At 71.0% G+C, this 26,839-nt stretch carries 25 protein-coding genes; 1 reads left to right on the top strand and 24 read right to left on the bottom strand.

Annotated features, from left to right (window positions below; genetic code table 11):
- Nucleotides 1-52: 52 nt before the first annotated feature.
- From coaBC to pyrR, 12 genes are all read right to left on the bottom strand, one after another.
- The gene (gene coaBC, locus JL475_RS08365; protein ID WP_202276790.1) at nt 53-1,255 is read right to left on the bottom strand and encodes a bifunctional phosphopantothenoylcysteine decarboxylase/phosphopantothenate--cysteine ligase CoaBC; all 1,203 of its coding nucleotides are present in this window, start codon (nt 1,253-1,255) and stop codon (nt 53-55) included.
- A gap of 232 nt (nt 1,256-1,487) precedes the next feature.
- The gene (gene rpoZ, locus JL475_RS08360; RefSeq protein ID WP_006382157.1) at nt 1,488-1,760 is read right to left on the bottom strand and encodes a DNA-directed RNA polymerase subunit omega; all 273 of its coding nucleotides are present in this window, start codon (nt 1,758-1,760) and stop codon (nt 1,488-1,490) included.
- Nucleotides 1,761-1,843: 83 nt separating this feature from the next.
- Entirely contained in the window at nt 1,844-2,437 is a 594-nt protein-coding gene (gmk, locus tag JL475_RS08355) for a guanylate kinase (protein ID WP_202276789.1), read from the bottom strand.
- Nucleotides 2,438-2,497: 60 nt separating this feature from the next.
- Entirely contained in the window at nt 2,498-2,821 is a 324-nt protein-coding gene (locus JL475_RS08350) for an integration host factor (protein ID WP_003977346.1), read from the bottom strand.
- A gap of 257 nt (nt 2,822-3,078) precedes the next feature.
- A complete protein-coding gene (gene pyrF / locus JL475_RS08345) occupies nt 3,079-3,924 on the bottom strand; it encodes an orotidine-5'-phosphate decarboxylase (protein WP_202276788.1) in 846 nt (281 codons plus the stop codon).
- Nucleotides 3,921-5,027, bottom strand: coding sequence for a quinone-dependent dihydroorotate dehydrogenase (locus JL475_RS08340; RefSeq protein WP_202276787.1), 1,107 nt, complete (start codon nt 5,025-5,027; stop codon nt 3,921-3,923). The genes pyrF and JL475_RS08340 overlap by 4 nt, the downstream gene beginning before the upstream one ends.
- 74 nt (nt 5,028-5,101) lie before the next feature.
- Nucleotides 5,102-8,410: a carbamoyl-phosphate synthase large subunit gene (carB, locus tag JL475_RS08335; protein WP_202276786.1), complete on the bottom strand. Its 3,309-nt coding sequence runs from the start codon at nt 8,408-8,410 to the stop codon at nt 5,102-5,104.
- Nucleotides 8,403-9,584 (bottom strand): glutamine-hydrolyzing carbamoyl-phosphate synthase small subunit, encoded by a 1,182-nt coding sequence (gene carA, locus JL475_RS08330; protein ID WP_202276785.1) that lies wholly within the window; start codon nt 9,582-9,584, stop codon nt 8,403-8,405. The genes carB and carA overlap by 8 nt, the downstream gene beginning before the upstream one ends.
- Entirely contained in the window at nt 9,581-10,153 is a 573-nt protein-coding gene (locus tag JL475_RS08325) for a hypothetical protein (RefSeq protein ID WP_202276784.1), read from the bottom strand. Before JL475_RS08325 ends, carA begins: the two co-directional genes overlap by 4 nt.
- On the bottom strand, nt 10,150-11,445 hold the full coding sequence (locus tag JL475_RS08320; protein ID WP_202276783.1) for a dihydroorotase: 1,296 nt from the start codon (nt 11,443-11,445) through the stop codon (nt 10,150-10,152). The genes JL475_RS08325 and JL475_RS08320 overlap by 4 nt, the downstream gene beginning before the upstream one ends.
- 4 nt (nt 11,446-11,449) lie before the next feature.
- On the bottom strand, nt 11,450-12,424 hold the full coding sequence (locus tag JL475_RS08315) for an aspartate carbamoyltransferase catalytic subunit (protein ID WP_202276782.1): 975 nt from the start codon (nt 12,422-12,424) through the stop codon (nt 11,450-11,452).
- Nucleotides 12,425-12,532: 108 nt separating this feature from the next.
- Nucleotides 12,533-13,090 carry a bifunctional pyr operon transcriptional regulator/uracil phosphoribosyltransferase PyrR gene (gene pyrR, locus JL475_RS08310; RefSeq protein ID WP_202276781.1) on the bottom strand — a complete coding sequence of 186 codons (558 nt, stop codon included), beginning with the start codon at nt 13,088-13,090 and terminating at the stop codon, nt 12,533-12,535.
- 274 nt (nt 13,091-13,364) lie between these two features.
- Here pyrR and bldD point away from each other — a divergent pair, with 274 nt between their 5' ends.
- Nucleotides 13,365-13,868: a transcriptional regulator BldD gene (gene bldD / locus JL475_RS08305; protein ID WP_202276780.1), complete on the top strand. Its 504-nt coding sequence runs from the start codon at nt 13,365-13,367 to the stop codon at nt 13,866-13,868.
- A gap of 268 nt (nt 13,869-14,136) precedes the next feature.
- On the opposite strand, the gene nusB is transcribed toward bldD, so the two are convergent.
- From nusB to JL475_RS08245, 12 genes are all read right to left on the bottom strand, one after another.
- Nucleotides 14,137-14,571 carry a transcription antitermination factor NusB gene (gene nusB / locus JL475_RS08300; RefSeq protein ID WP_202276779.1) on the bottom strand — a complete coding sequence of 145 codons (435 nt, stop codon included), beginning with the start codon at nt 14,569-14,571 and terminating at the stop codon, nt 14,137-14,139.
- 2 nt (nt 14,572-14,573) lie between these two features.
- Nucleotides 14,574-15,140 (bottom strand): elongation factor P, encoded by a 567-nt coding sequence (gene efp / locus JL475_RS08295; RefSeq protein ID WP_202276778.1) that lies wholly within the window; start codon nt 15,138-15,140, stop codon nt 14,574-14,576.
- A gap of 57 nt (nt 15,141-15,197) precedes the next feature.
- Entirely contained in the window at nt 15,198-16,304 is a 1,107-nt protein-coding gene (locus JL475_RS08290) for an aminopeptidase P family protein (protein ID WP_202276777.1), read from the bottom strand.
- Nucleotides 16,305-16,396: 92 nt separating this feature from the next.
- The gene (locus JL475_RS08285) at nt 16,397-17,311 is read right to left on the bottom strand and encodes a Pro-rich N-terminal domain-containing protein (RefSeq protein ID WP_202276776.1); all 915 of its coding nucleotides are present in this window, start codon (nt 17,309-17,311) and stop codon (nt 16,397-16,399) included.
- Between the two features lie 241 nt (nt 17,312-17,552).
- On the bottom strand, nt 17,553-18,647 hold the full coding sequence (gene aroB, locus JL475_RS08280) for a 3-dehydroquinate synthase (protein WP_202276775.1): 1,095 nt from the start codon (nt 18,645-18,647) through the stop codon (nt 17,553-17,555).
- Nucleotides 18,644-19,126, bottom strand: coding sequence for a shikimate kinase (locus JL475_RS08275; RefSeq protein ID WP_202276849.1), 483 nt, complete (start codon nt 19,124-19,126; stop codon nt 18,644-18,646). The genes aroB and JL475_RS08275 overlap by 4 nt, the downstream gene beginning before the upstream one ends.
- Before the next feature lie 26 nt (nt 19,127-19,152).
- On the bottom strand, nt 19,153-20,337 hold the full coding sequence (gene aroC / locus JL475_RS08270) for a chorismate synthase (RefSeq protein ID WP_202276774.1): 1,185 nt from the start codon (nt 20,335-20,337) through the stop codon (nt 19,153-19,155).
- A gap of 266 nt (nt 20,338-20,603) precedes the next feature.
- Nucleotides 20,604-21,443, bottom strand: a complete 840-nt coding sequence (locus JL475_RS08265; RefSeq protein WP_202276773.1) for a shikimate dehydrogenase — start codon at nt 21,441-21,443, stop codon at nt 20,604-20,606.
- Nucleotides 21,433-23,163, bottom strand: a complete 1,731-nt coding sequence (gene mltG / locus JL475_RS08260) for an endolytic transglycosylase MltG (RefSeq protein WP_202276772.1) — start codon at nt 23,161-23,163, stop codon at nt 21,433-21,435. Before mltG ends, JL475_RS08265 begins: the two co-directional genes overlap by 11 nt.
- A 124-nt stretch (nt 23,164-23,287) precedes the next feature.
- On the bottom strand, nt 23,288-23,752 hold the full coding sequence (gene ruvX, locus JL475_RS08255; RefSeq protein ID WP_202276848.1) for a Holliday junction resolvase RuvX: 465 nt from the start codon (nt 23,750-23,752) through the stop codon (nt 23,288-23,290).
- 44 nt (nt 23,753-23,796) lie between these two features.
- On the bottom strand, nt 23,797-26,466 hold the full coding sequence (gene alaS / locus JL475_RS08250; RefSeq protein ID WP_202276771.1) for an alanine--tRNA ligase: 2,670 nt from the start codon (nt 26,464-26,466) through the stop codon (nt 23,797-23,799).
- Nucleotides 26,466-26,837 carry a hypothetical protein gene (locus JL475_RS08245; RefSeq protein ID WP_202276770.1) on the bottom strand — a complete coding sequence of 124 codons (372 nt, stop codon included), beginning with the start codon at nt 26,835-26,837 and terminating at the stop codon, nt 26,466-26,468. Before JL475_RS08245 ends, alaS begins: the two co-directional genes overlap by 1 nt.
- Between the last annotated feature and the right edge of the window lie 2 nt (nt 26,838-26,839).

Genomic DNA, 26,839 nt, shown 5'->3' with positions numbered 1-26,839 from the left:
GCGCCACACCCCGGCGGGCGGCATTTCCGGCCCGTACACCGGATGTTCCCGTTCAGCCCAGGCGTTCGGCGACCAGGTCCCAGACCGTGTCGGCCAGGGCTTCCTTGGGGCCGTGGGCCACCGGCGTCTCGCTGCCGTCGGCCCCCAGCACCACCGCCTCGTTCTCCTCCGAGCCGAACGTCCTGTCCTCGCCGACCTCATTGACCACGAGCAGATCGCAGCCCTTGCGCTTCAGCTTGGCGCGGCCGTTGGCGAGTACGTCGTCCGTCTCCGCGGCGAAGCCCACGATCACCTGTCCGGGGCGGGCCCGGTCGGCGGAGATCTCGGCGAGGACGTCCGGGTTGCGCACCAGGGTGACGGGCTCGGGCTCCTGGCCGTCCTTCTTCTTGATCTTGCCGGCCGCGTAGGCCGCGGGCCGGAAGTCGGCGACGGCGGCGGCCATGACCACCGCGTCGGCGTCGGCGGCGGCACGCAGTACTTCCGCACGCAGCTCCACGGCGGTCCCGACGGGGACGACGTCGACCCCCGCGGGGTCGGGCAGGGACGCGTTGGCGGCGATCAGCGTGACGCGCGCGCCCCGCGCGGCGGCGGTACGGGCGAGGGCGTAGCCCTGCTTGCCGGAGGAGCGGTTGCCGAGGAAGCGGACCGGGTCGAGGGGCTCGCGGGTGCCGCCGGCGCTGACCACGACATGCCGTCCCTCGAGGTCGGGCTCGGTCGCACCCCGGGCCAGCACCCGGCGGCAGACCTCGAATATCTCGCCGGGGTCGGGCAGCCGGCCCTTGCCGGTGTCCACGCCGGTGAGCCGGCCGACCGCCGGCTCGATGACCACGGCACCGCGCCGGCGCAGGGTCGCCACGTTCTCCCGGGTGGCCGGGTGCTCCCACATCTCGGTGTGCATGGCGGGGGCGAAGACCACCGGGCAGCGGGCGGTGAGCAGGGTGTTGGTGAGGAGGTCGTCGGCCAGGCCGTGCGCCGCCTTCGCCAGAATGTCCGCGGTGGCCGGGGCGACGACCACCAGGTCGGCACGCTGCCCGATACGGACGTGCGGCACCTCGTGGACGTCGTCCCAGACCTCGGTCGTGACCGGGTTCCCGGAGAGCGCGGACCAAGTGGCGGCGCCGACGAAGTGCAGCGCGGAGGCGGTGGGGACGACACGCACGTCGTGCCCCGACTCCGTCAGCCGCCTGAGCAGCTCACAGGCCTTGTACGCGGCGATGCCGCCGGTGACGCCCAGAACGACCTTCGGCTTGTCCATGCCTCTCCGTCTCTTTCCGTCTCTTTCCGGCTCTTTCCGGTTGCCCGGCCCCTGTGCGCGCCTCGGGCGGGCGCACACCTCTCATGCTGCACCACCGCGGGGAACGGTCCTCACTCCCCCCAACAAGATCACAGGCCCGGCAGCCGTGCTGCCGGGCCTGTGGAAAAGTCGGTTGAGAGTCGCTGATACGACGTTGCGACCGCAGTACCGAATGACTGCGCGACGGTACGACTTACTGAGCGGGGCCTTCGACGGCCTCGGAGGTCAGCAGTCCCGCGTTGATCTCACGCAGGGCGATCGAGAGCGGCTTCTCGTGGACGTGGGTGTCGACGAGGGGACCGACGTACTCGAGGAGCCCTTCACCGAGCTGCGAGTAGTACGCGTTGATCTGGCGAGCCCGCTTGGCCGCGTAGATCACGAGGCTGTACTTCGAGTCCGTGGCCTCGAGAAGCTCGTCGATCGGCGGGTTGATGATGCCCTCGGGCGTGGAGATGGAAGAGGACACGCTCTACCTTCCGATGGATGGGAAAGATGGGTGCAGATGAGGTCTGCGTGATCGTGGGACGGTCGCTGAGGAAACGCTGACGATCACACGACGTTCATCAAGGCTAGCAGCTCGCGAGCCACGTCCTCGACGGAGGTGTTGACCAGGGTCGTGTCGAACTCCGGCTCGGCGGCCAGTTCGATCTTCGCGGCCTCCAGCCGGCGCTCGACCACCTCGGGCGACTCGGTGCCCCTGCCCGTGAGCCGACGCACCAGCTCCTCCCAGGAGGGCGGGGCCAGGAACACCAGCTGGGCCTCGGACATGGACGTACGGACCTGCCGGGCGCCCTGGAGGTCGATCTCCAGGAGGACGGGCAGGCCCGACTCCAGGTGCTCCAGCACCGCCGCGCGGGGGGTGCCGTAGCGGTTGCCCGCGAACTCGGCCCACTCCAGCAGCTCGCCGTTGGCGATCAGCTTGTCCATCTCGTCGTCGGTGACGAAGAAGTAGTGGACCCCGTGCTGTTCCCCGGGGCGCGGCTTGCGGGTCGTCGCCGACACCGAGAGCCACACCTCGGGGTGGGCCTTGCGCATATGGGCGACGACCGTGCTCTTGCCGACCCCCGAGGGGCCGGAGAGCACGGTCAGCCGCGGACGAGCGTCCGGGGGTGCGGGGGTCGTCCCCCGGGGTGTTGCAGCCATGCGGCGATTATTCCAGCAATCCCGGGGTGCCCGGGACGCCGGTCCCGGGCCGCCCGGTACTCAGGAGCCGGTGCTGCCGAACTCGCGCTCCAGGGAGGCGATCTGGTTGGAGCCGAGGCCGCGCACCCGGCGGCTCTCGGAGATGCCCAGTCGCTCCATGATCTGCTTGGCGCGGACTTTGCCCACGCCCGGCAGGGACTCGAGCAGCGCGGAGACCTTCATCTTGCCGATGACGTCGTTCTCCTGGCCCTGCTTGATGACCTCGTGGAGGGAGGCACCGGAGTGCTTGAGTCGATTCTTGACCTCGGCCCGCTCCCGGCGAGCCGCGGCGGCCTTTTCGAGCGCGGCTGCGCGCTGTTCAGGGGTAAGGGGCGGAAGAGCCACGCCTACGTCACCTCGGATGTCGAACTGTCGGATACGGACCGGTGAGGAACCTGGTCGCCCCACACCTGGGAGCCACGGGCAACATACTCTTACCCGTTCACTCTCCGTCGGAGACTAGCGTCCAACTCCGCCAGAGTCAGCGAGAACAGCGGAAAAGTCCAGGTCAGCCTCGATCAGGGCAAACATTTGGGGCAAATCGCCCTGGATTTGTCACCCTGTCCAGGCCTCGGCAGGCTCCTGCGTCCCTCGTCGGAGGCTCAAGCCGGTGCCACGGCCGCCCTGATCTCCTCCGCGAACCGCTCCGCGGCGTCACGCAGCGCGACCACATCGGCACCGTGGCGCAACACGCCCCGGCTCACGTTCGGCACGACATTGCGCACCGCCTTCCCGAAGACCGCCGGGAGATCCGCCGCCGTGGCCCCCTGGGCACCGATGCCGGGGGCGAGAAGCGGACCGTTGATCTCCAGGTCGTACGACGACAGGTCGCCGAGCGTCGCGCCGACCACCGCGCCGAAGGACCCCAGGGGCGCCTCCCCCGCGTTCTCGGCGGCCAGGTGGGCGAGCACGGTCGCCGCGACGCTGCGCCCGTCGGGGCGCACCGCGTGCTGCACCTCACCGCCCTCCGGGTTGGAGGTCAGCGCCAGGACGAACAGTCCCGCGCCGTTCTCCCGGGCCGTCTCCACCGCCGGGCTCAGCGAGCCGTAGCCGAGGTAGGGGGAGACGGTCAGCGCGTCCGAGAACAGCGGGGAGTCCCGGTGCAGGAAGGACTCGGCGTAGGCCGCCATGGTCGAGCCGATGTCGCCGCGCTTGGCGTCCATGACGACCAGCGCGCCGGCCTCCCGTGCCTCGGCGACCGACCTCTCCAGTACCGCGACGCCGCGTGAGCCGAAGCGCTCGAAGAAAGCGCTCTGCGGCTTGAGCACGGCGACCCGGTCCGCGACCGCCTCGACGACCGTGCGGCTGAACCGCTCCAGACCGGCCACGTCGTCGTTCAGGCCCCACTCGGCGAGCAGGGAGGCGTGCGGGTCGATGCCGACGCACAGCGGACCGCGCGCGTCCATGGCACGGCGCAGGCGCGCGCCGAAGGGGTCGAGTCCGCTCATGCCGTCTTCCTCACGTCGGCGCCCACCGCGTCGGCGAGCGTGCTGTACGGACTGGTGCGAAGCCGCGCGGCGAGTCCCTTGTGGACGGCACGGCTCCAGAAGGGGCCCTCGTAGATGAGGGCGCTGTAGCCCTGGACCAGCGTGGCGCCGGCCAGGATGCGCTGCCAGGCGTCCTCGGCGTTCTCGATGCCGCCGACCCCGATCAGGGTGATCCGGTCCCCCACGCGCGCGTACAGGCGGCGCAGCACCTCCAGGGAGCGTGCCTTCAACGGAGCGCCGGACAGGCCCCCGGTCTCCGCGACCAGGGCGGGCTCGGAGGTCAGGGAGAGTTCCGCGCGCGCGATGGTGGTGTTGGTGGCGATGATCCCGTCCAGGCCGAGTTCGACGGCGAGGTCGGCGACCGTGTCGATGTCCTCGTCGGCGAGATCGGGGGCGATCTTGACCAGCAGCGGTACCCGGCGGCCGGGGGCGCTGCGGTCGGCGGCCTCGCGGACGGCGCCCAGCAGCGGGCGCAGCCGGTCCGCGGCCTGGAGGTCGCGCAGCCCCGGCGTGTTCGGGGAGGAGACGTTGACCACCAGGTAGTCGGCGTACGGTGCCAGCCGCTCGGCGGACTTCACGTAGTCCGCGACGGCCTCGTCCTCCGGCACCGCCTTGGTCTTGCCGATGTTGACGCCCACCACGGTCCGGAAGACGGGTGTGCGGGAGGCCAGGCGGGCGGCGACGGCCAGCGAGCCCTCGTTGTTGAATCCCATGCGGTTGATCAGCGCCCGGTCCGGCACCAGCCGGAACAACCGCTTCCCGGGGTTCCCGGGCTGCGGTTCCCCGGTCACCGTGCCGATCTCGACGTGGTCGAAGCCGAGCATAGCCATCCCGTCGACGCCGACGGCGTTCTTGTCGAAGCCGGCGGCGAGTCCGAAGGGGCTGTGCAGACGCAGCCCGAACGCCTCGGTGCGCAGTTCCTTGATGCGGGGGGCGAGCACGGCGGCGACGAAGGTGCGCAGCACGGGGATGCCGGCCACGCGGCGGATCCAGCGGAAGGCCAGCCGGTGGGCCCGCTCCGGGTCCATGCGCCGGAAGATCAGGCGGAAGAAGTACGTGTACATCGGGTGTCCTGTCCCAGGTGGTCCTCATGAAGAGGGGGACACCGTCATCGGTGTCCCCCTCCGGCGGCTCGGCCCTAGTCGCGGGCCGCTGTCAGATGGTGCGCGTGTTCCTGGAGCGAGCGGACGCCCACCTCGCCGCGGTTGAGGGCGTCGATGCCCTGGACCGCCGCGGCGAGCGCCTGGACCGTCGTCAGGCACGGCACGGACCGCGCCACCGCAGCCGTACGGATGTCGTAGCCGTCGAGACGGCCGCCGGTGCCGTACGGCGTGTTGACGATGAGGTCGACCTCGCCGTCGTGGATCAGCTGGACGATGGTCTTCTCTCCGTTCGGGCCGGTGCCCTCGGACTGCTTGCGCACCACGGTGGCGTTGATGCCGTTGCGCTTGAGGACCTCGGCGGTGCCGGAGGTGGCGAGCAGTTCGAAGCCGTGGGCGACCAGTTCACGCGCCGGGGAGATCATCAGGCGCTTGTCCCGGTTGGCGACCGAGATGAAGGCGCGGCCCCGGGTGGGCAGCGGCCCGTAGGCGCCGGCCTGCGACTTGGCGTAGGCCGTGCCGAAGACGGAGTCGATGCCCATGACCTCGCCGGTGGAGCGCATCTCCGGGCCGAGGACCGTGTCGACGCCGCGGCCGTGGATGTCGCGGAAGCGTGACCACGGCAGGACGGCCTCCTTGACGGAGATCGGCGCGTCCAGGGGCAGCGTGCCGCCGTCCCCCTGGGCGGGAAGCAGGCCCTCCGCGCGGAGTTCGGCGACGGTCGCGCCGAGGGAGATCCGGGCGGCCGCCTTGGCCAGCGGCACCGCGGTCGCCTTCGAGGTGAAGGGGACGGTGCGGGAGGCGCGCGGGTTGGCCTCCAGGACGTAGAGGATGTCGCCGGACAGCGCGAACTGGATGTTGATCAGGCCGCGCACACCGACCCCGCGTGCGATGCCCTCGGTGGAGGCGCGCAGCCGCTTGATGTCGAAGCCGCCGAGCGTGATCGGGGGCAGGGCGCACGCCGAGTCGCCGGAGTGGATGCCGGCCTCCTCGATGTGCTCCATGACACCGCCGAGGTAGAGCTCCTCGCCGTCGTACAGCGCGTCGACGTCGATCTCGACCGCGTCGTCGAGGAACCGGTCGACCAGCACCGGCCGGGAGGGGCTGATCTCGGTCGACTCGGCGATGTACGACTCCAGCCGGTTCTCGTCGTAGACGATCTCCATGCCGCGTCCGCCGAGCACGTAGGACGGGCGCACGAGGACCGGGTAGCCGATCTCGTCGGCGATGGCCTTGGCCTCGGCGAAGGTGGTGGCGGTGCCGTGCTTGGGGGCCGGCAGGCCGGCCTCCGCCAGGACGCGGCCGAAGGCCCCTCGGTCCTCGGCGGCGTGGATGGCCTCGGGGGGTGTGCCGACGATCGGCACACCGTTGTCCTTCAGCGCCTGGGCCAAGCCCAGCGGGGTCTGGCCGCCGAGCTGGACGATCACGCCCGCGACCGGTCCGGCCTGCTGCTCCGCGTGGACGATCTCCAGGACGTCCTCCAGGGTGAGCGGCTCGAAGTAGAGCCGGTCGGAGGTGTCGTAGTCGGTGGAGACGGTCTCCGGGTTGCAGTTGACCATCACGGTCTCGTACCCGGCGTCGCTCAGTGCGAAGGAGGCGTGGACGCAGGAGTAGTCGAACTCGATGCCCTGGCCGATGCGGTTCGGGCCGGAGCCCAGGATGATCACCGCGGGCTTCTCACGCGGGGCGACCTCGGTCTCCTCGTCGTAGGAGGAGTAGAAGTACGGCGTGTCCGCGGCGAACTCGGCGGCACAGGTGTCGACCGTCTTGTAGACCGGGCGGATGCCCAGTGCGTGCCGGACCTCGCGGACGACGTCCGCGCGCAGACCGCGGATCTCGCTGATCTGCTCGTCGGAGAAGCCGTGCCGCTTGGCCTCGGCGAGCAGGTCCCGGGTCAGCTCGGGCGCCTCGGCGAGCTCGTCGGCGATCTCCTTGAGGAGGAAGAGCTGGTCGACGAACCACGGGTCGATCTTGGTGGCGTCGAAGACCTCCTGGGGGGTGGCTCCCGCGCGGATGGCCTGCATGACCGCGTTGATGCGGCCGTCGGTCGGGCGGATCGCCTCGTCGAGGCGGATCGCCTTGTCCCCGGGGTCGCCCACGAAGGTGAACCGGCTGCCCTTCTTCTCCAGCGAGCGCAGCGCCTTCTGGAGGGCCTCGGTGAAGTTGCGGCCGATCGCCATGGCCTCGCCGACCGACTTCATGGTGGTGGTGAGGGTGGAGTCGGCGCTCGGGAACTTCTCGAAGGCGAACCGCGGGGCCTTGACGACGACGTAGTCGAGGGCCGGCTCGAAGGAGGCCGGGGTCTCCTTCGTGATGTCGTTGGGGATCTCGTCGAGGGTGTAGCCCACGGCGAGCTTCGCGGCGATCTTGGCGATCGGGAATCCGGTCGCCTTGGAGGCCAGGGCCGAGGAACGCGACACACGCGGGTTCATCTCGATGACGATGACGCGCCCGTCCTCGGGGTTCACCGCGAACTGGATGTTGCAGCCCCCGGTGTCGACGCCGACCTCGCGGATGACGGCGATGCCGATGTCCCGCAGGGTCTGGTACTCGCGGTCGGTCAGCGTCATCGCGGGCGCGACGGTGATCGAGTCGCCGGTGTGCACGCCCATGGGGTCGAAGTTCTCGATGGAGCAGACGACCACGACGTTGTCGTGCTTGTCGCGCATCAGCTCCAGCTCGTACTCCTTCCAGCCGAGGATGGACTCCTCCAGGAGCACCTCGGTGGTCGGCGACAGGGTGAGGCCCTGTCCGGCGATGCGGCGCAGTTCGTCCTCGTCGTGGGCGAAGCCGGAGCCGGCGCCGCCCATGGTGAAGGACGGGCGGACGACGACGGGGTAGCCGCCGAGCTCCTCGACGCCCTTGAGGACGTCGTCCATGGAGTGGCAGATGTAGGACCGGGCGGACTCGCCGTGTCCGATCTTCTTGCGGACCTCCTCCACGACCGCCTTGAACAGGTCGCGGTCCTCGCCCTTGTGGATGGCCTCCACGTTGGCGCCGATCAGCTCGACGCCGTACTTCTCCAGGACGCCGTTCTCGTGCAGGGAGATCGCGGTGTTCAGGGCCGTCTGGCCGCCCAGGGTGGGCAGCAGGGCGTCCGGCTGCTCCTTGGCGATGATCTTCTCGACGAACTCCGGGGTGATCGGTTCGACGTAGGTGGCGTCGGCGATCTCCGGGTCGGTCATGATCGTCGCCGGGTTGGAGTTGACCAGGATGACGCGCAGGCCCTCGGCCTTCAGCACCCGGCACGCCTGGGTGCCGGAGTAGTCGAACTCGGCGGCCTGGCCGATGACGATCGGGCCGGAGCCGATGACCAGGACGGACTGGATATCGGTGCGCTTAGGCACGCTGGCCCTCCATCAGGGATACGAAGCGGTCGAACAGGTAGGCGGCGTCGTGCGGGCCCGCTGCCGCTTCCGGGTGGTACTGGACGCTGAAGGCCGGCCGGTCGAGCAGGCGGAGCCCCTCCACCACGTTGTCGTTGAGGCAGACGTGGGACACCTCCACCCGGCCGAACGGGGTGTCGGAGACCTTGTCGAGCGGGGCGTCGACGGCGAAGCCGTGGTTGTGCGAGGTGACCTCGACCTTGCCGGTCCTACGGTCCTGCACCGGCTGGTTGATGCCGCGGTGGCCGTACTTCAGCTTGTAGGTGCCGAAGCCGAGGGCGCGGCCGAGGATCTGGTTGCCGAAGCAGATCCCGAAGAGCGGGGTGCCGCGCTCCAGGACGCCCCTCATCACGGAGACGGGGTGGTCGGCGGTGGCGGGGTCGCCGGGGCCGTTGGAGAAGAACACCCCGTCGGGGTTGACGGCGTAGACGTCGTCGAGGGTGGCGTTCGCGGGCAGGACGTGCACCTCGATGCCGCGCTGTGTCATGCGCTGGGCGGTCATGCCCTTGATGCCGAGGTCGATCGCGGCGACGGTGAACTTCGCGGTGCCGACCGGGAGGGCAGCGCCGTCGGGGCCGACGGCGGGGACGACGTACGGCTCGGTGGTGGCGACCTCGGCGGCGAGGTCGGCGCCCTTCATCTCGGGGGCTTCCCGCACGTCGGCCAGCAGCGCGGCGTCGTCCCGTACGGCGTCGCCGCTGAAGATGCCGACGCGCATGGCGCCCCGTTCGCGCAGGTGCCGGGTCAGTGCGCGGGTGTCGATGCCGCTGATGCCGACGACGCCCTGGGCGGCGAGCTCCTCGTCCAGGGCGCGGCGGGAGCGCCAGTTGGACGGCACGCGCGCGGGGTCGCGCACGACGTAGCCGGCGACCCAGATCCGCTGGGACTCGGGGTCGTCGTCGTTGACGCCGGTGTTGCCGACGTGCGGCGTGGTCATCACGACGACCTGGCGGTGGTAGGAGGGGTCGGTGAGGGTCTCCTGGTAGCCGGTCATCCCGGTGGAGAACACCGCTTCGCCGAAGGTCTCCCCCACCGCCCCGTAGGCACGGCCGCGGAAGACCCGGCCGTCCTCCAGGACGAGTACGGCGGGAAGCACCTTCTTGCGAGAGGTGGTTCCCCGGGTGGAGGTTGTCATCGTTCGGCGCCTTCCGTTGTGACGTTCGTCTTGCTCATGGAGTTGATGGCCGGGACCCACTCGTTGTGGTCGGCCGCGTGGTCGAAGCGGAAGCCGGAGTCGATCAGCCGCTCGCCGTGTGCCCAGGTGACGACGAGCAGACCGCCCTCGGTGAGCACTTTGCCGGCGATGCCCTTGTCGAGCCGGGCCCCGCGCAGCGCGTCGGCCGGGACGAAGAAGTCGCCGGCTCCGGGGCGTACGACGTCCAGGCCCGCGTCGGTGAGGGTGAGCTCCATCCGGCTGCGGGTGCCCAGGCCGTGCGCCACGATGCGGTCGAGCCACTGACCGGCGGTGGTGGAGCCGTGGTAGCGGCCGCTCGCGCTCAGTTTCGCCGGGCCGGGGTCGTCCGGGGTCGTGGGCAGCCCGGGGAGGTCGCTCTGGAGGGTGCCGCGCCACTTCCAGCCCTCGCGCATCAGCCAGTAGACGAGCGCGACGAAGAGGGCGAGTCCGACGACCCAGCCGATCCTGGCCGCCCAGTCGGTCACTTCCGCCGATCGTTTCTCGGCGGCCAGCAGGATTACAGGTGTCACGTGAGCTTCCCGTCGACGAGCGTGGCCGTGCCCCGGAGCCAGGTGTGCGTGACACGGCCCGGCAGCTCACGGCCCTCGTACGGGGTGTTGCGGCTGCGCGAGGCGAAGCCCGCGGGGTCCACGGAACCACGGTATGCCGTGTCGACGAGGGTGAGGTTGGCGGGCTCACCCACCGAGACGGGACGGCCGTGGCCCTCGGCCCGTCCGATGCGCGCGGGGGCGAAGGACATCCGGTCGGCCACGCCGGCCCAGTCCAGCAGGCCCGTGTCGACCATCGTCTCCTGGACCACCGACAACGCGGTCTCCAGGCCGACCATGCCCATGGCCGCGGCCGCCCACTCGCAGTCCTTGTCCTCGTGCGGGTGCGGGGCGTGGTCGGTGGCGACGATGTCGATCGTGCCGTCGGCGAGCGCCTCGCGCAGCGCCAGGACGTCCCGCTCGGTGCGCAGCGGCGGGTTGACCTTGTAGACCGGGTTGTAGGTGCGCACCAGTTCGTCGGTGAGGAGCAGGTGGTGCGGGGTGACCTCGGCGGTGACGCGGATGCCGCGGGCCTTGGCCCAGCGCACGATCTCGACGCTGCCCGCCGTCGACAGGTGGCAGATGTGGACGCGGGAACCGACGTGCTCGGCGAGCAGGACGTCCCGGGCGATGATCGCCTCCTCGGCGACGGCCGGCCAGCCGCCCAGGCCCAGCTCCGCGGAGACGACGCCCTCGTTCATCTGGGCGCCCTCGGTCAGCCGGGGTTCCTGCGCGTGCTGGGCGACGACGCCGTCGAAGGCCTTCACGTACTCCAGGGCGCGCCGCATGATCACGGCGTCGTGGACGCACTTGCCGTCGTCGGAGAAGACGGTGACGCCGGCCGCGGACTCGTGCATGGCGCCCAGTTCGGCGAGCGTGCTGCCCTCCAGGCCGACGGTGACGGCACCGATGGGCCGTACGTCGCAGTAGCCGTGCTCCTTGCCGAGCCGCCAGACCTGCTCGACGACGCCGGCGGTGTCGGCGACCGGGAAGGTGTTGGCCATGGCGAACACGGCGGTGTAGCCGCCGCTCGCCGCCGCGCGGGTGCCGGTCAGCACGGTCTCGGAGTCCTCGCGGCCCGGCTCGCGCAGATGGGTGTGCAGGTCGACCAGGCCGGGCAGCAGCACCTTGCCTGCAGCCTCGACGACCTCGGCGCCCTCGACGGTCTCGGCGCTCAGTCCGGTGCCGACGGCCGCGACGGTCCCGCCGTCGATCAGCACGTCCCGCGGGTCGCCGCCGAGCACCTTCGCACCGCGGATCAGGGTCTTGCTCATGGTGTTACTTCTCCTCCGTGGTGCGGGTGAGGGCGGGTCCGTTGCCCCCGAGCAGCAGGTACAGGACGGCCATCCGGATGGAGACCCCGTTGGTGACCTGCTCGACGACGGTGCAGCGGCCGGAGTCGGCCACCTCGGCGGTGATCTCCATCCCGCGGACCATGGGGCCGGGGTGCATCACGATCGCGTGCTCGGGCATCCGCCGCATGCGCTCGCCGTCGAGGCCGTAGCGCCGTGAGTACTCGCGCTCGGTCGGGAAGAACGCGGCCTTCATGCGCTCGCGCTGCACGCGCAGCATCATCACGGCGTCGGACTTGGGCAGGGTGCGGTCGAGGTCGTAGGAGATCTCGCAGGGCCAGGACTCGATGCCGACCGGCAGCAGGGTCGGCGGGGCGACGAGGGTGACCTCGGCCCCGAGGGTGTGCAGCAGGTCGACGTTGGAGCGGGCGACCCTGCTGTGCAGGACGTCGCCGACGATCGTGATGCGCCGGCCGGCGAGGTCCTGGCCGATGCCGGCGTCCGGGCCGACGAGTCGGCGGCGCATGGTGAAGGCGTCGAGCAGGGCCTGGGTGGGGTGCTGGTGGGTGCCGTCGCCGGCGTTGATGACGTGTGCGTCGATCCAGCCGGAGGTGGCCAGCCGGTACGGGGCCCCCGAGGCGCCGTGCCGGATGACGACGGCGTCGACCCCCATGGCCTCCAGGGTCTGCGCGGTGTCCTTGAGGGACTCCCCCTTGGAGACGCTGGAGCCCTTGGCGGTGAAGTTGATGACGTCCGCGGACAGCCGCTTCTCGGCGGCCTCGAAGGAGATCCGGGTCCGGGTGGAGTCCTCGAAGAAGAGGTTGACGACGGTCCGGCCGCGCAGGGTCGGCAGTTTCTTGATCGGCCGGTCGGCGACCCGGGCCATCTCCTCGGCGGTGTCGAGGATCAGGACGGCGTCGTCGCGGGTGAGGTCGGCGGCCGAGATGAGATGACGGTGCATCTGTCAGGCTCCGTAAGACGGTTCAATCGGAAGAACGGGAGAATCCGGGCATCCGGAGGCGCGGAGGCGCCCCGGGCCGGCGCACGTCGACGTCGTGCGCCCGGATCGCTACGGGGAGGGTCGCTTGGCGCCGAGCAGCACGGTGTCGCGACCGTCCTCCTCGGCGAGCAGGACCTTGACCGTCTCCCGCAACGACGTGGGGAGGTTCTTGCCGACGTAGTCGGCGCGGATGGGCAGTTCGCGGTGGCCGCGGTCGACGAGAACGGCGAGCTGCACCGCGCGGGGGCGCCCGATGTCGTTCAGCGCGTCGAGGGCGGCGCGGATGGTGCGCCCGGAGAAGAGCACGTCGTCGACGAGGACGACCAGCCGGCCGTCGATGCCGTCACCGGGGATCTCGGTGCGGGCCAGCGCACGCGGCGGGTGCATGCGCAGGTCGTCGCGGTACATGGTGATGTCGAGCGAGCCGACCGGGACTTTGCGTTCGGTGACCTGCTCGAGCTTGGCGGCGAGCCGCTGGGCGAGGAAGACGCCCCGGGTCGGGATGCCGAGGAGAATCACGTCGTCGGCGCCCTTGGCGCGCTCGACGATCTCGTGGGCGATGCGGGTCAGTACCCGCGCGATGTCGGGGCCTTCGAGAACGGGCCGCGCATCGGCGTGCGTGTCCATGTGAACGGACCTCCTTCTCCGCCTCACGGGACGGACCTTAAAGGACGTCGGAATTGCGTCGCCCACGTTATCAGGTCGGCAGCGACACCCCTGTTCACCCCTCCGCCCGCCGCCCCTCACCCCCCTGGCGCAGCCGATCCGGTGTAGCACGGAAGAGTCGGTGTGGACCATTCGGCTTGACGGGCGAGAGTAACTCTGCGTAACCTCACAGTGAGTTACCAGCCGCGCGGCCTGGAAACATGCCAGCCGCGTCGACACAGTGCCGGGGAGCTATATGTCCAGCGAATACGCCAAACAGCTCGGGGCCAAGCTCCGAGCGATCCGCACCCAGCAGGGCCTTTCCCTCCACGGTGTCGAGGAGAAGTCCCAGGGCCGTTGGAAGGCGGTCGTGGTCGGTTCGTACGAGCGCGGCGACCGCGCCGTGACCGTGCAGCGTCTTGCCGAACTGGCGGACTTCTACGGCGTCCCGGTACAGGAGCTCCTGCCCGGCACCACTCCGGGCGGAGCCGCCGAGCCGCCGCCCAAGCTGGTCCTCGACCTGGAGCGGCTGGCCACGGTGCCGCCGGAGAAGGCGGGCCCGCTGCAGCGGTACGCGGCGACGATCCAGTCCCAGCGCGGCGACTACAACGGCAAGGTGCTCTCGATCCGTCAGGACGACCTGCGCACCCTCTCCGTGATCTACGACCAGTCCCCTTCGGTTCTCACCGAGCAGCTGATCAGCTGGGGCGTCCTGGACGCGGACGCACGCCGTGCGGTCGCCTCGCACGACGAGAGCTGATCCCGGAGCGCTCTGCGGGTTGAGCAGAAACGTACCGCCGGGGTGGCCCGAACCTGTGAGGTTCGGGCCACCCCGGCGGTCTTCGTTCGGCCGACCCGTCATCCCCGTCGTCCCCGTCGTCCGGGTCTCCCGTCACCGGGGGGCCTGACGCACCGAGTACGCCGGAGGGCCCGCAGCCGATCGTGCTGCGGGCCCTCCGGCGTGTCTGTGCCGGCGCGGATGCCTGCCGGGTGCCTGTACCGGTTCCTGTCCCGGTGGCGGTGTCCGCTCAGCTCTCGTCGCGGCGCAGCGAGGGCTTGAGTTCCTTGAGCCGGCCGAGGAGGCCGTTGATGAACGAGGGCGACTCGTCCGTGGAGAACTCCTTCGCCAGCTGCACCATCTCGTCGAGGACGACGGCGTCCGGGGTCTCGTCGACCCAGATCAGCTCGTACGCGCCGAGACGCAGGAGGTTGCGGTCGACGACCGGCATCCGGTCCAGCGTCCAGCCGACCGAGTACTGGGCGATCAGCTCGTCGATGCGCGTCGCGTGCTCCGCGTAGCCCTCGACCAGCTGCATCGTGTACTCGCTCACCGGCGGCTGCCGGGTGTCGGACCGGGAGTGCCGGACCCAGTCCGCGAGGACTGTCAGAACGTCGGCGCCGCGCTGGTCACCCTCGAAGAGGATCTGGAAGGCGCGCTTGCGGGCCGTGTTACGGGCAGCCACGGTTAGCTGTTCACCCGGCCGAGGTAGTCGCTGGTGCGCGTGTCGACCTTGATCTTCTCACCGGTGGTGATGAAGAGGGGGACCTGGATCTGGTGACCGGTCTCCAGTGTGGCCGGCTTGTTGCCGCCGGTGGAGCGGTCGCCCTGGACGCCGGGCTCGGTCTCGGCGACGGTCAGCTCGACGGCGGCCGGCAGCTCGACGAAGAGCACCTCGCCCTCGTGCTGGGCGACCGTGGCCTCGAAGCCCTCGACGAGGAAGTGGGCGGCGTCACCGACGACCTTGCGGTCGATGTGCATCTGCTCGTAGGTCTCCATGTCCATGAAGACGAAGTAGTCGCCGTCCATGTAGGAGAACTGCATGTCCCGCTTGTCGACGGTGGCCGTTTCGACCTTCACGCCGGCGTTGAAGGTCTTGTCGACGGTCTTGCCGGAGAGCACGTTCTTGAGCTTCGTGCGCACAAAGGCCGGGCCCTTGCCGGGCTTGACGTGCTGGAACTCGACTACGGACCAGAGCTGGCCGCCTTCGAGCTTGAGCACCATGCCGTTCTTGAGGTCGTTCGTGGAAGCCACGTTGCGGAATCTCCTGGACTGACGTGAGACGACCCGGGGCAGGCACTCGGCGCGAGGCTAGAGCGCCAGCAGCTCCTTGGTCGTGATGGTGAGTAGCTCGGGTCCGCCGTCCGCCTCGGGGCGTACGACGAGCGTGTCATCGATCCGGACACCGCCCCGGCCCGGGAGGTGAACCCCTGGTTCGACGGTGACCGGCACACAAGCGTCCAGTTTACCCATGGCCGCCGGGGTCATTTGCGGGTCCTCGTCGATTTCGAGTCCGACTCCGTGTCCGGTGACGGCCGGAAGGGCCTCGGCGTACCCGGCCCCGTCCAGCACCTGACGGGCCGCGCGGTCCACGTCACGACAGGCGGCGCCGGGTACGAGGGACTCCCGTCCGGCCCGCTGAGCGGTGAAGACGAGGTCGTACAGCTCGATCTGCCAGTCCGCGGGGGCGGTGCCGATGACGAACGTACGGCCGATCGCGCAACGGTATCCGCGGTAGGCGGCGCCGAGACAGACGGAGAGGAAGTCGCCCTCCTCCACCCGCCGGTCCGTGGGCCGGTGACCGGGCCTCCCGGAGTTCGAGCCGGTGGCGACGGAGGTGGCGAAGGCGGGGCCGTCGGCGCCGTGGTCGACCAGCCGGCGCTCCAGCTCCAGCGCGAGATGCCGCTCGGTGCGGCCGACGAGGATCGACTCCAGCAGCTCGCCCAGGGCCTGGTCGGCGATCTCCGCGCCGATGCGCAGGCAGGAGATCTCTTCCTCGTCCTTGACCACCCGGAGCTGCTCGACCGCTGTTCCGACGTCGGCCAGACGCAGCCGGGGAGCGGCCGAGCCGAGGGCGCGGTGCCGGGTCACGGTGAGGTGGTGCTCCTCGACGGCCAGGGAGTCGGCGCCCTGGCCGTCGGCGAGACCGGCGGCCAGGGCGGCCGGATCGCCGCCGGCCGCCGGCACGACGTGAACACGCAGCGCCTCGTCGGGCCGGGCCTGCGGGAAGCGGTCGTCGAGAGGCGCGGCGCACACCAGCAGGTCCTCGGCCGGGCCCAGCAGCAGCACGGTGTCCTCGGGGACGGCACCCGCGAGATAGCGCACATTGGCGGGCCGGGACACCAGCGCCGCCGCGCTGCCGCCCGCGTTGCAGCACTCCCTCAGCCGCGTCCGGCGGACCGCGTACACCTCAGACATGACCCGAGCCTATGAGCGATGGCCGGATACCGCCGGTCGAGAGGTCCGAGTGGGCGGGCCGGGCCGGGGGCGGCGGCGCCGTGGGGCGGGATTCACCAGGCCGGAGGGCTGGCGATGGACCGGGCCAGGACGTCGTCCAGGACCGCGGCCGTTTCCGGTATGCCGAGCTGGGAGTTGTCGATGATCGGGAGGCCCGAGCCGTACCAGCCGGCCATGCGGCCGTGGATGCGGGCGACCTCCTCGTCGCCGAGGCGGCGGTTGCCGGATCGCTCCGCGTTGCGTTCCAGGACGATGTCCAGGCCCGGCAGCAGGACGACGGGCAGCAGGCCCGGCCCCACGTGCCGTTTCCAGCCACCGAGGCCGACGACGGGGCGGTCGGGGAAGACGGCGTCGTCGAGGATGCAGGAGATGCCGTTGGCGAGGAAGTTGCGCGCGGCGAAGCCACAGGTGCGGCGGGCGAGCCGGTACTGCGCCTCCGAGTGGTCGTTCCACCCGGTCTGCGGGTCGGCGAAGCCCGACCTCACCCACTCCCGTACGTCGTCCAGGCTGATGTGCGCGGTCGGCACCCGACGGTGGTCCGCCCAGTACTTGGCGACACTGGTCTTCCCCGCTCCCGCCGGGCCTATCAGCAGCACCGCGAGAGTCGTACCGGCCGGGTCGGGGGCCGCGGGGGCCTGCGGGGCGCTGGGCACGGCCACGGGGCCGCCGGGCGGCAGCGGCACATGACCGGTGGTCTCCGGCGGCGGAACCGAGGGATGCCCGGCCTGCGGGGGATGCCCGGCCCGCGGAACGCCCGCGGGGCGGGGTGCCGGCCCGGACGGGGGCGCGGGGTACCCCGAAACAGGAGGGGCAGGAGGGGCAGGAGGTGGTGGGGGTGAGGGTGGTGGGGGCACCGGGGCGGGCCCCTGGTGCGCTCCCGGGTGGTGTGCGGCCGGTGACCAGCCGTCGGCCGGTCCGTGCCCCGGTCGGTGGGGCGGCGGCAGCGGAGAACCCACTGCGTGCTGCATCCGGTGCCACTCCGTCTCGGTCTGCTGGGCTCGATTCACGCGCCACAGGCGACAAGCACTGAAGGCAGGGTGGGTCCCCGCTCTCCCCCCACCCTAGAGCGTCGGGGCGGCTGTTCGAACGGTACGGCCCACTGCCGTTGCCGGGTGAACGGCCGGGGATGCCCCCCCGAGTGACCCGGTCGCCGGGCCGAACGGCCCGGCGACCGGGTCCGGGGGGTCTGCTCCGGGTCTGCTCCGGGGGCTACTCCCCCACTTCTCCGTAAGCGGCGAGCAGCACCGCCGGGTCCGGGCCCTCCAGCACGGTGGGCCGGGCGAGACCGTCGAGGACGATGAAGCGCAGCAGGTCGCCGCGGGACTTCTTGTCGACCTTCATGGTCTCCAGCAGCTTGGGCCACTGGTCGTAGCGGTAGTGCAGGGGCAGCCCGACCGACTCAAGGACGGCGCGGTGCCGGTCGGCGGTGGCGTCGTCCAGACGGCCGGCGAGCCGGCCGAGCTCGGCGGCGAAGTGCATGCCCACCGACACCGCCGCGCCGTGGCGCCACTTGTAGCGCTCGTTCTTCTCGATGGCGTGGCCGAGGGTGTGCCCGTAGTTGAGGATCTCCCGGCGGCCCGCCTCCTTCAGATCGGAGGAGACGACCTCGGCCTTGACCCGGATCGAGCGCTCGATGAGCTCGGCGGTGTGCGGGCCCGCCGGAGTGCGGGCGGCCCGGGGGTCGGCCTCGATGAGGTCCAGGATCACCGGGTCGGCGATGAAACCGGCCTTGATGACCTCCGCCAGCCCGGAGACGTAGTCGTTGACCTGGAGGGAGTCCAGGGCGGCGAGGTCGCACAGCACACCGGCGGGCGGGTGGAAGGCGCCCACCAGGTTCTTGCCCTCGGCGGTGTTGATGCCGGTCTTGCCCCCGACGGCCGCGTCCACCATGGCCAGCACCGTGGTCGGGACCGCGATCCAGCGCACCCCGCGCAGCCAGGTCGCGGCCACGAAACCGGCCAGGTCGGTGCTGGCGCCGCCGCCCACGCCGACGATGACGTCGGTGCGGGTGAATCCGGACTGGCCGAGCGCCTTCCAGCAGTACGCGGCGACCTCGGCCGTCTTGGCCTCCTCCGCGTTGGGCACCTGGATGGCGATGGCCTCGTAGCCCTGCTCGGCGAGGTCGGCGCGGAGCACGTCGCCGGTCTCGGCAAGCGCCTCGGGGTGCACGATCGCGACCCGCTTGGCCTTGTCCCCGATCAACCCGCCGAGCTCGCCCAGGAGCTGACGGCCCACCAGGACCTCGTACGGGTCGGTGCCCGCGGTGCCGCCGATGTGGATCCGCGTCACTGCCTCGCTGCTCATGCTTGCTTCATCTCCAGTGCGTCCAGGGCGGAGCGGGTGACTTCTTCCGGCGTGCGGCCGTCCGTGGCCACGACGGCCGTCGCGACCTCCTCGTACAGATGGCGCCGGGCCTCCATCAGCTCGCGCCACTGCTTGCGCGGATTGACCGCGAGCAGGGGGCGGGCGGCGTTGAGCCCGGTGCGCTTGACCGCCTCCTCGACGTCCATCGACAGATAGACGACCCGCTCCCCGGCGAGCAGCGCACGCGTGTCGGCGTCGAGGATGGCGCCGCCCCCCAGGGCCAGGACCCCCTCGTGCTCGGCGAGCGCGGTGCGCACCGCCTGCTTCTCGATCGCGCGGAAGGCGGACTCGCCCTCGTCCACGAAGATCTCGGCGATGCTGCGGCCCTGCGCGGCGACGATGTCGTCGTCGGTGTCCCGGTGGTCGACGCCCAGCCGCTCGGCCAGCAGCCGCCCGACGGTGGACTTGCCCACGCCCATCGGGCCGACCAGCACGATCAGCGGGGTCACCGGACGGCCAGGTTCTCGAGGTAGGACGTCACGTTGCGGCGGGTCTCGGTGACGCTGTCGCCGCCGAACTTCTCCGCGACCGCGTCCGCGAGGACCAGTGCCACCATGGCCTCGGCGACGATGCCGGCCGCCGGCACGGCGCACACGTCGGAGCGCTGGTGGTGGGCGGCGGCCTCCTCGCCGGTGGCGACGTCCACGGTCCTCAGCGCCCGCGGCACGGTCGCGATGGGTTTCATCGCGGCCCGCACCCGCAGCAGCTCACCGGTGGTCAGGCCGCCCTCGGTGCCGCCGGAGCGGCCCGAGGCGCGCCGGATGCCCTCGTCGGTGGGGACGATCTCGTCGTGCGCCTTGGAGCCGGGCACCCGGGCCAGGTCGAAGCCGTCGCCGACCTCGACGCCCTTGATCGCCTGGATGCCCATGAGGGCGGCGGCCAGCCGGGCGTCGAGACGCCGGTCCCAGTGCACGTGCGAGCCCAGCCCGACGGGGACGCCGTACGCCAGCACCTCGACCACACCGCCGAGGGTGTCGCCGTCCTTGTGGGCCTGGTCGATCTCGGCGACCATCGCCTCCGACGCGCCGGCGTCCAGGCAGCGCACCGGGTCCGCGTCCAGCTTCTCCACGTCGGCCGGGGTCGGGTACACCCCGTAGGGCGCCTTGGCGGCGGCCAGCTCCACCACGTGGGAGACGATCTCGATGCCGGCCGTCTCCTTCAGGTACGACCGGGCCACCGCGCCCAGTGCCACGCGGGCCGCGGTCTCGCGCGCGGAGGCCCGCTCCAGGATCGGCCGGGCCTCGTCGAAGCCGTACTTCTGCATGCCGGCGAGGTCGGCGTGGCCGGGGCGCGGGCGGGTCAGCGGGGCGTTGCGGGCGAGGCCGGCCAGCACCTCGGGGTCGACCGGGTCGGCCGCCATGACCTGCTCCCACTTCGGCCACTCGGTGTTGCCCACCATGACCGCGACCGGGGAACCGAGGGTGAGGCCGTGCCGGACGCCGCCGAGGAAGGTGACCTCGTCCCGCTCGAACTTCATCCGGGCGCCGCGACCGTAGCCCAGCCGCCGCCTCGCGAGATGATCCGCCACCATGTCCGTGGTGATCGGTACGCCGGCGGGAAGACCCTCCAACGTCGCGACGAGTGCGGGGCCGTGGGACTCCCCCGCGGTCAGCCAGCGCAACCTGCTCAACGGTGCTCCTCGGTACTCGCGCCCTGGTACTGCTCTGCGCACGCGCGTCCTCGCGTACGGCTACGGCGCGACGGGGTGCGTGGCCCCGGCCCGCCGTTTCCGATCCTCCCACGTCCGGGCGGTGCGTCCGGCCGCCGGTCCATCAGACGGACGGGCCGCGGCGGAGCGCAGGCCCCGAGGAAGCCGGCCCCGCGTCCCTTGCCCGTGTCCGGCCGCCCGCGGCCAGGAGAGGTGTGCCCCTCCCCCCGCGGGGCCGGGACGGGGCCCTACCGGGCCGCGAGAGCGCGCTCGCCCGCTTCTCGCATGACGGCCACCGGCGCCGGGGCACGTCCCGTCATCTGCTCGACCTGGAGCACCGCCTGGTGCACCAGCAGGTCGAGCCCGCCGACCACGGCGCCGCCGGACGCCGACCAGCGGGCCGCCAGGGCGGTCGGCCAGGGGTCGTAGAGCACGTCGAAGAGGGCCGCGGGACGTTCCGGTACGGCTCGGACGAGGGTGTCGGTGACGCCCGCCGGGGTGGTGGCGATCACCAGCGGAGCATGCAGGGCCTGCTCGGCGTCGTCCCAGTCGGCAATGCGCACCGCGACGCCGAGCCGCTCGGCCCACTGCCGCATCTCGGCGGCGCGGGCCGCGCTGCGGACGTGGACGGAGACCTCGCCCGTGCAGATCCGCGCCAGCGCGGCCAGCGCGGACGAGGCGGTCGCTCCGGCGCCGAGGACGGCCGCGGTGTCCACCTTCTCGATGCCGTGCTCGCGCAGGGCCGCGACCATGCCGGGGATGTCGGTGTTGTCGCCGGTCCGGCGGCCGTCCTCGGCGAACACGACGGTGTTGACCGCGTCGACCGAGGCCGCGGTCCGGCTGATCCCGTCCAGCAGCGGGATCACGGCCCGCTTGAGCGGCATCGTCAGCGACAGGCCCGCCCACTCGTGCCCGAGCGTCTCGAAGAAACCCGGCAGGGCCTGCTCGTCGATCTCGAACCGGTCGTACGTCCACTCCCTCAGCCCCAGCTCCGCGTACGCGGCACGGTGCAGCACCGGGGAGAGGGAGTGGGCGATCGGGGAGCCGAGAACGGCTGCCCGTCGTGCCCTGGCCGCCCTAACTGGCATTGAACTTGTCCTTCAACTTCAGGAACTCGTCGTGCGTCTTGGCGAACTCGGTCTTGCTTATTCCGTCGGTGGCCACGAAGTAGATCCAGCCGTCCTTGGTCGGCTTCAGGGCCGCGGTCAGCGCGTCGTCCCCGGGGTTGCCGATGGGGCCGGGCGGCAGACCCTTGTTGGTGTAGGTGTTGTACGGGTCCTTGTTGCGGTTGATCTCGGACTCGCTGATGCGGATGTTGCTCGCGCCCTTCAAGTAGTTGAAGGTCGAGTCGAACTGCAGCAACTGGTAGGTCTCGGTGTTGGTGGGCTTGAGGCGGTTGTAGATGACCTCGGACATCTTGCGGAAGTCGTCGTGGGTCTTGCCCTCGGCCTGCACCAGACTCGCGACCGTGACCAGTTCCCACGGTCCTTCGAGACCGAGGCTCTCGGCCTTCTCGGGGAACTGCAGCCCCTCGTACTTCTCGGTGGCCCGGCCCACCATCTCCTTCAGCACGTCCGCGGGCTTCGCGTCCTTGCCCACCGCGTAGCTGGAGGGGTAGAGGAAGCCCTCCAGCGGGTCCTTGACGTCCCCGCCGTTCACCGCCCAGTCGGGCAGGCCGAGCTTCTTCCAGTCCTTCTCTGCGACCTTCTCGGTGGTGCCGTCGTCGAGCTTGAGGCGTTTGTCGATGAGTTCGTAGACGGCACCGTTGCGCAGGCCCTCGGCGATGATCAGGTTGCTGCGGCTCTTCGGGCTGAGCATGAGCTCGACGGCGGCGTCGGCCGACATCTCCTTCTCGAGCGTGTAGACGCCGTCCTGGATCGTGCCGCCGTTCGGGTTGCCCTGCTGAGCCGCGACGAAGGCGTCGACGCTCTTGACCACGCCTTCCTTCTTGAGCACCTGGCCGATGGCGTATCCGCCCGCGCCCTTGGGGATCACGACGGTGACCTGTTCGCCGTTCCCGTCGCCCGCGAAGTCCGGGGCGCTGCCGAAACGCTCCTGGAAGAACTGCCAGCCGAAATAGCTCACACCGGCCAGACCGCCGCCGAGGACCAGCACCACCACGAGGCAGGCGGATCCGTTGCGTCGTTTCTTGTCCTTGCCGCCCTTGCCGCCCTTGCCCCGGCGCTCACCGCGGCCGCGGCGGTCGCCCGGAGCGTCGTCATCGTCCGCGTCGTCATCGCCATCGCCCGAGAAGAAGGCGTGTTCGCCCTGGTCGGGACCGGGGTCCCAGTCGGTGTCCGGCTCCGGGTCCGCCTCCCGCTCCGGCCGCCGCTCGGGTTCGGCGTTCCGGTGGGCCGGGGGCTCCGGCGGCGGATAGGCCTCCGGTGTGCCGTAGTGGTCGGACTGCTGGGCGCCGTACGCACCGCCCTGCGGCCCGTACGGGTCCGTCGGATCGGCCGCCGCGTACGGGTCCTGCGGCTGGCCGCCGGTGTGCCAGCCGCCGGTGTCGTACGGCTGCTGGCCGGGCTGCTGCATCTGCTGGGGAGCGTACTGCTGGTCGTACTGCTGCTGACCGTACTGCTGCTGGTCGTGCTGCTGCGGGTACTGCTGCCCGCCGTACCCGCCCTGCTCGGCACCGCCCCAGTCGCCGTACTGCTGCTGCGGGTAATGCTGCGCTTGGCCCTCGTAGGGGGACTGCTGACCCGGCTGGGCCTGCTGGGCCTGCTGCCCGGTCCACCCGCTGTCGCCGTACAGCGGGTCGTCCGGGTGCCACGGTTCGGAGCCTTGGCCCCGGCCATACTCAGTCATCGATCCCCTAGAGCCGCGAGGCGGCGGTCGCGCGGCCGTGGGGGCGCCGGCACCCGTCCCGCCTCTCTCTGTGCGGTGGCTGTTCGAACGCCACCGCATCGCGCGGAACGTTACCGTACCGCGATCAGATGACCACTTCGACGCCCTCACCAGGTGGGTTGCCTGACACCCGTTCGGATTCGAGTGCCTGCTGGAGGATGATCACCGCGGCGGCCTGGTCGATGACGGAGCGTCCCTTCTTGGACTTCACGCCCGAGGCACGCAGCCCCTGACTCGCCGTCACCGTGGTCATGCGCTCGTCCACGAGCCGCACCGGTACCGGTGCGATCCGGCGGGCCAGTTCCTGGGTGAAGCCGCGGACCTTGGCCGCGGCGGGGCCCTCGCCCCCCTTGAGGGAGCGAGGGAGTCCGACGACGACCTCGATCGGCTCGTACTCCTCCACAAGCTGCTGGAGGCGCCGGTGAGCCGCCGGGACGTCCCGGCCGGGGACGGTCTCGACCGGGGTGGCCAGGATCCCGTCGGGGTCGCACGATGCGACCCCGATACGGGCGTCCCCGACGTCGATCGCGAGCCGGCGCCCCCGGCGCATCGCGGGGCCGTCCCCGCCCGGCCTGGGGCCGGCCACGGGCTCGCTCACTTGGCCGTGTCCGCCACGAGCCGCTCGACGGCGTCGACGGCTTCACCGATGGCGGCCGGGTTCTGGCCGCCGCCCTGGGCGACGTCCGGCTTGCCGCCACCGCCGCCGCCGAGGGTCTTGGCGGCCGTGCGGACCAGGTCACCGGCCTTGAGACCACGCTCGCGGGCGGCCTCGTTGGTGGCGATCACGGTGAGGGGCTTGCCGTTGTTGACCGTGAACAGGGCGACGACGGCGGCCCGGCCCCCCTGGATGCGGCCGCGTACGTCCAGCACCAGCTTGCGCAGATCGTCGGCGCCGGTGCCGTCCGGGACCTGGCCGGTCACCAGGGCGACCCCGTGGACGTCCTTGGCGGACTCGGCGAGGCCTCCGGCGGCCTGGAGCACCTTCTCGGCGCGGAACTTCTCGATCTCCTTCTCGGCGTCCTTGAGCTTGCCGAGCATGGCGGAGACCTTCTCCGGGAGCTCCTCCGGGCGGCCCTTGATCAGCTCCTGGAGCTGGGCGACGACCGTGTGCTCGCGGGCGAGGAAGTTGTAGGCGTCCACGCCGACCAGAGCCTCGATGCGGCGCACACCGGAGCCGATGGAGGACTCGCCGAGCAGCTTGACCAGGCCGAGCTGGGCGGTGTTGTGCACGTGGGTGCCGCCGCACAGCTCCTTGGAGAAGTCACCGATGGTCACCACGCGCACGCGCTCGCCGTACTTCTCGCCGAACTCGGCGATGGCGCCCTGCTTCTTGGCCTCGTCGATGCCCATGACGTCGGCACGCACGTCGAGGTCGCGGGCGAGCACCTCGTTGATCTTCTGCTCGACGTCGGTCATCACGGCCGTCGGAACGGCGGACGGCGAGCCGAAGTCGAAGCGGAAGCGGCCGGGCTGGTTCTCGGAACCGGCCTGGGCGGCCGTCGGGCCGAGAGCGTCGCGCAGGGCCTGGTGGGTGAGGTGGGTGGCGGAGTGGGCGCGGGCGATGGCCTTGCGGCGGCGGTCGTCGATGGAGGCGTGGGCCTTGGCTCCGACGGTCACCTCGCCGACCTGGACGACGCCCTTGTGGACGTACACGCCCGGAACCGGCTTCTGGCAGTCGCGGACCTCGATGACGGCACCGGAGTCGGCCCTGATCCGGCCGGTGTCGCCGATCTGGCCGCCGCCCTCGGCGTAGAACGGGGTGCGGTCGAGGACGATCTCCACCTCGTCGCCCTCGGTGGCGGCCGGTGAGGAGACGCCGTCGACGAGGATGCCCACGACGGTGGACTCGCCCTCGGTGTCGGTGTAGCCGGTGAAGTCGGTGGCGCCGGCCCGGTCGGCGATCTCGCGGTAGGCGCCGAGGTCGGCGTGGCCGGTCTTCTTGGCCCGGGCGTCGGCCTTGGCCCGCTCCCGCTGCTCCTTCATCAGCCGTCGGAAGCCGTCATCGTCCACGGACAGCCCCTGCTCGGCGGCCATCTCCAGGGTGAGGTCGATCGGGAAGCCCCAGGTGTCGTGGAGCAGGAAGGCCTTGTCGCCGGCCAGGACCGTGCCACCGGACTGCTTGGTCTCGGTGACGGCGGTGTCGAGGATGTTGGTGCCGGCCTTCAGCGTCTTGAGGAAGGCGTTCTCCTCGGCGACGGCGACCTTCTCGATCCGCTCGCGGTCGGTGATCAGCTCGGGGTACTGCTGCCCCATCATCTCGATCACGACGTCGATGAGGTCCTTGACGACCGGGCCGGTGGCGCCGAGGAGGCGCATGTTGCGGATGGCGCGGCGCATGATGCGGCGCAGCACGTAGCCGCGGCCCTCGTTGCCGGGGGTGACCCCGTCGCCGATGAGCATCACGGAGGTGCGCATGTGGTCGGTGACCACGCGCAGCGAGACGTCGGAGGCCCGGGCGTCGCCGTAGGCCACGCCCGTCAGCTCGGTGGCCTTCTTGATGACGGCCATGGAGGTGTCGATCTCGTACATGTTCTGCACGTCCTGCAGAATCATGGCGAGCCGCTCCAGGCCGAGGCCCGTGTCGATGTTCTGGCTCGGCAGGTCCCCGAGGATCGGGTAGTCCTTGCCCGGCCCCTCGCCCCGCTCGTACTGCATGAAGACGAGGTTCCAGATCTCCACGTACCGCTCGTCGTTGACGGCGGGGCCGCCCTCGACGCCGAACTCGGGGCCGCGGTCGTAGTTGATCTCGGAGCAGGGACCGCAGGGGCCGGGGACGCCCATGTCCCAGTAGTTGTCCTTCTTGCCCAGGCGCTGGATGCGCTCCTCGGGCACGCCGACGACGTCGCGCCAGATCCGCTCGGCCTCGTCGTCGTCCTGGTAGACGGTGATCCACAGACGCTCGGGGTCCAGGCCGTAGCCGCCCTGCTCCTGGGAGCTGGTGAGCAGCTCCCAGGCGAGCTTGATGGCGCCTTCCTTGAAGTAGTCACCGAAGGAGAAGTTGCCGCACATCTGGAAGAACGTGCCGTGCCGGGTGGTCTTGCCGACCTCTTCGATGTCGGGGGTGCGCACGCACTTCTGGACGCTGGTGGCGCGGTCGAAGGGCGGCTTGACCTCACCCAGGAAGTAGGGCTTGAAGGGCACCATGCCGGCCGGGACGAGCAGCAGAGTCGGGTCGTCCGCGATGAGCGACGCCGAAGGGACGACGGTGTGCCCGCGCTCCTCGAAGAAGCTCAGCCAGCGGCGGCGGATCTCGGCCGACTCCATCAGTGGTCCTCATTCCGGTTGTACGGGTGCGTCAGGTACGTCGATCCCTCGACGTACCGGGGGTTGCGCTTCGGGCTGTTTCGGTTCTCGATGGCGGCGTAGCGGCGGGCCGCCGGGAGTTCCCGGTCGGCGGGGGCGTCGATGCCGAGGGCGTCGGTCAGTTCGGCCTCGCGCCGGGCCATGTTGTCCCGGACGTCGAACGCGAAGTCCACTGCCCGGTCCTTGAGCCGGCCGCCCGCCTCGAGCGCCTTGTTCGCCGCGGTCACGGCGAGGTTCTCGGGGGTCAGCTGCTTCAGCTTGCGGTTGACCTTGGTGGTGGCCCACACCCCGGCGGCGACGCCGGTGCTGAACCAGAAGGTACGGCGGAACATCG

Source organism: Streptomyces sp. M2CJ-2 (assembly GCF_016757295.1).
GTDB lineage: Bacteria > Actinomycetota > Actinomycetes > Streptomycetales > Streptomycetaceae > Streptomyces.
The sequence above is the reverse complement of the archived record's forward strand: the minus strand, read 5'-3'. Positions and strand labels throughout refer to the sequence as shown.

What these genes read in the sequence shown, in the direction of transcription:
- coaBC (WP_202276790.1), bottom strand. Translation starts at nt 1,255, where the DNA reads ATGGACAAGCCGAAGGTCGTTCTGGGCGTCACCGGCGGCATCGCCGCG.
- gmk (WP_202276789.1), bottom strand. Translation starts at nt 2,437, where the DNA reads ATGGCTGCAACACCCCGGGGGACGACCCCCGCACCCCCGGACGCTCGT.
- pyrF (WP_202276788.1), bottom strand. Translation starts at nt 3,924, where the DNA reads ATGAGCGGACTCGACCCCTTCGGCGCGCGCCTGCGCCGTGCCATGGAC.
- JL475_RS08340 (WP_202276787.1), bottom strand. Translation starts at nt 5,027, where the DNA reads ATGTACACGTACTTCTTCCGCCTGATCTTCCGGCGCATGGACCCGGAG.
- carA (WP_202276785.1), bottom strand. Translation starts at nt 9,584, where the DNA reads ATGACAACCTCCACCCGGGGAACCACCTCTCGCAAGAAGGTGCTTCCC.
- JL475_RS08320 (WP_202276783.1), bottom strand. Translation starts at nt 11,445, where the DNA reads ATGAGCAAGACCCTGATCCGCGGTGCGAAGGTGCTCGGCGGCGACCCG.
- JL475_RS08315 (WP_202276782.1), bottom strand. Translation starts at nt 12,424, where the DNA reads ATGCACCGTCATCTCATCTCGGCCGCCGACCTCACCCGCGACGACGCC.
- pyrR (WP_202276781.1), bottom strand. Translation starts at nt 13,090, where the DNA reads ATGGACACGCACGCCGATGCGCGGCCCGTTCTCGAAGGCCCCGACATC.
- bldD (WP_202276780.1), top strand. Translation starts at nt 13,365, where the DNA reads ATGTCCAGCGAATACGCCAAACAGCTCGGGGCCAAGCTCCGAGCGATC.
- JL475_RS08290 (WP_202276777.1), bottom strand. Translation starts at nt 16,304, where the DNA reads ATGTCTGAGGTGTACGCGGTCCGCCGGACGCGGCTGAGGGAGTGCTGC.
- JL475_RS08285 (WP_202276776.1), bottom strand. Translation starts at nt 17,311, where the DNA reads ATGCAGCACGCAGTGGGTTCTCCGCTGCCGCCGCCCCACCGACCGGGG.
- aroB (WP_202276775.1), bottom strand. Translation starts at nt 18,647, where the DNA reads ATGAGCAGCGAGGCAGTGACGCGGATCCACATCGGCGGCACCGCGGGC.
- JL475_RS08275 (WP_202276849.1), bottom strand. Translation starts at nt 19,126, where the DNA reads ATGGGCGTGGGCAAGTCCACCGTCGGGCGGCTGCTGGCCGAGCGGCTG.
- JL475_RS08265 (WP_202276773.1), bottom strand. Translation starts at nt 21,443, where the DNA reads ATGCCAGTTAGGGCGGCCAGGGCACGACGGGCAGCCGTTCTCGGCTCC.
- mltG (WP_202276772.1), bottom strand. Translation starts at nt 23,163, where the DNA reads ATGACTGAGTATGGCCGGGGCCAAGGCTCCGAACCGTGGCACCCGGAC.
- ruvX (WP_202276848.1), bottom strand. Translation starts at nt 23,752, where the DNA reads ATGCGCCGGGGGCGCCGGCTCGCGATCGACGTCGGGGACGCCCGTATC.
- alaS (WP_202276771.1), bottom strand. Translation starts at nt 26,466, where the DNA reads ATGGAGTCGGCCGAGATCCGCCGCCGCTGGCTGAGCTTCTTCGAGGAG.
- JL475_RS08245 (WP_202276770.1), bottom strand. Translation starts at nt 26,837, where the DNA reads ATGTTCCGCCGTACCTTCTGGTTCAGCACCGGCGTCGCCGCCGGGGTG.